At 72.3% G+C, this 2062-nt stretch carries 3 protein-coding genes; 2 read left to right on the forward strand and 1 reads right to left on the reverse strand.

Annotated features, from left to right (window positions below):
• Positions 1 to 313: helix-turn-helix domain-containing protein (locus ACTIR_RS23655; protein ID WP_034240371.1), on the reverse strand; the 313-nt coding region annotated here is incomplete at its 3' end.
• A 144-nt stretch (positions 314 to 457) separates the two neighbouring features.
• On the opposite strand from ACTIR_RS23655, the gene ACTIR_RS0115310 reads away from it, so the two are divergent.
• Both ACTIR_RS0115310 and ACTIR_RS26735 read left to right on the forward strand, forming a co-directional pair.
• Complete coding sequence (locus tag ACTIR_RS0115310; protein WP_026454937.1) at positions 458 to 1555, forward strand: ABC transporter ATP-binding protein; 1098 nt, start codon at positions 458 to 460, stop codon at positions 1553 to 1555.
• Between the two features lie 115 nt (positions 1556 to 1670).
• Positions 1671 to 2062: esterase/lipase family protein (locus tag ACTIR_RS26735; protein WP_161629644.1), on the forward strand; the 392-nt coding region annotated here is incomplete at its 3' end.

Raw genomic sequence — 2062 nt, forward strand, 5'->3', positions numbered from 1 at the left:
CGGTGAGGTCCACCAGGCAGCCCGCCACGTGGTCGGCCTCGATCTGCAGTCCGATTCCCGCCGGTCCGGCGGTGTTCGCCACGAGCAGTGTGGCGGGCCTGCCCGGGCCGTCCGCCCGGCCGAGCCCGAGTTCGCGCAGCAGACCGCCGTCGAGCAGCTCCCCGGTGAGCTGGGTGACCGTCGTCTTGGTCAGTCCGCTGCGCCGGGCCACGGCCGCGCGGGAGACGGGACCGTGCGCGGCGATCAGCCGCGCGACCAGGGCGAGGTTGTGCTCGTGCTGTTGCTGTCCCCGGACGGGACGGGTCTGTTCCACGACCGCTCCCCACGGACTCGGCTGCGGTGGATTGGTCAGTCCACCGGACGAACGAACTCTAGCGGCGGGGATCACCCGTTCGGTAGACATTCGGTCACCGCGAGCACGGGACCGGGCTCGCCCGCACGAGAGGACCAGCGCATCATGGCCGACGTCTCCTTCCACGAAGCCTCCCGCGTGTTCCCCGGGAGCCCGCCGGTCCGGGCGGTCGACCGGCTCGACCTCGACATCACCGACGGCGAGTTCCTGGTGCTGGTCGGCCCGTCCGGGTCGGGCAAGTCCACGGCGTTGCGGATGCTGGCCGGCCTCGAGGACGTCGACGAGGGCGCGATCACGATCGGCGGCCGGGACGTCACCGACGTGTCCCCGAAGAACCGGGACATCGCCATGGTCTTCCAGTCCTACGCGCTCTACCCGCACATGACGGTCGCGGAGAACATGGGCTTCGCCCTGAAGATCCAGCGGGTGGCCAAGTCCGAGATCGCAGAACGGGTGAAGGAGGCGGCCCGGCTGCTCGACCTCACCGACTACCTGGACCGCAAACCCAAGGCACTGTCCGGTGGCCAGCGGCAGCGGGTCGCGATGGGACGCGCGATCGTGCGCGAGCCGGCCGTGTTCCTGATGGACGAGCCACTGTCCAACCTCGACGCGAAGCTCCGCGTGGAGACCCGGGCGAACATCACCGCCCTGCAGAAGCGACTCGGCACGACCACCGTCTACGTCACCCACGACCAGGTCGAGGCATTGACGATGGGCCACCGTGTCGCCGTGCTCAAGGACGGTGAGCTCCAGCAGTGCGACACCCCGCGGGCGCTGTACGACGCGCCGACCAACGTGTTCGTCGCGGGGTTCATCGGCTCCCCCGCCATGAATCTCACGACGGCGCCGCTGTCCGACGAGGGTGCCAGCGTGGACGGCCTCACCGTGCCCGTGTCGCGGGAGATCCGCTCCGGTGCGGCGGCGAACCTGCGGGAGGTCACGGTCGGGCTCCGGCCGGAGGGGCTGCGTCCGGCGCTCGACGGCGAACCCGGACTGGAACTGGACGTCGAACTGGTCGAGGTGCTCGGTTCGGACGCCTACATCCACGGCCGGGCCGAGCTCGGCGGGCGCCGGGAGCGGTTCATCGTGCGCACCGACGCGCACAGCACCCCGTCGTTCGGGGAGACGATCCGGGTCGGACTGCGCGACCCGGAGTCCGCGCACGTCTTCGACCCGGAGACCGGGCACCGGCTGGCGGCCTGAGGGGCCGCCCTCCTGCCCCGGACGCGAGCCCGCGTCACACGGTTGACGGTCGCCGTCCGGGGTACCAACCCGGGTGTGGACACCGCAGGAACCGGTCCTCCTCGCCACCGCGCGGATGATCCCGCGGCTGGTGCGACACCCGGTGTGGCAGGTGCGGGACCCGGGCCAGGGCGGCGGGACCGCCGTGCTGCTGGTACCCGGGTTCGGCGTCGGTGACTGGAGTCTGTCGCCGCTGCGGACGTGGCTGGCCGCGCGGGGATACCGGCCGCAGACCTCGCACACCGGGCTGAACCTCGGCTGCACCACCGAGCTCCTCCGGCAGCTCGAACGCCGACTCGACGCCCTCGCCGCGGACACCGGCGGGCGCGTGGTGGTGCTGGGACAGAGCCGCGGTGGCTGGCTCGGCAGGCTGGCGGCGGTACGCAGGCCGGACCTGGTGCGTGCCCTGGTCATGTTGGCCGCGCCGGTGCTCGACCCGCTCGGGGCCAGGCCGGGCAGCGTGCGGGC

Source organism: Saccharomonospora iraqiensis subsp. iraqiensis (assembly GCF_000430445.1).
GTDB classification, from domain to species: Bacteria; Actinomycetota; Actinomycetes; order Mycobacteriales; family Pseudonocardiaceae; genus Saccharomonospora; species Saccharomonospora iraqiensis.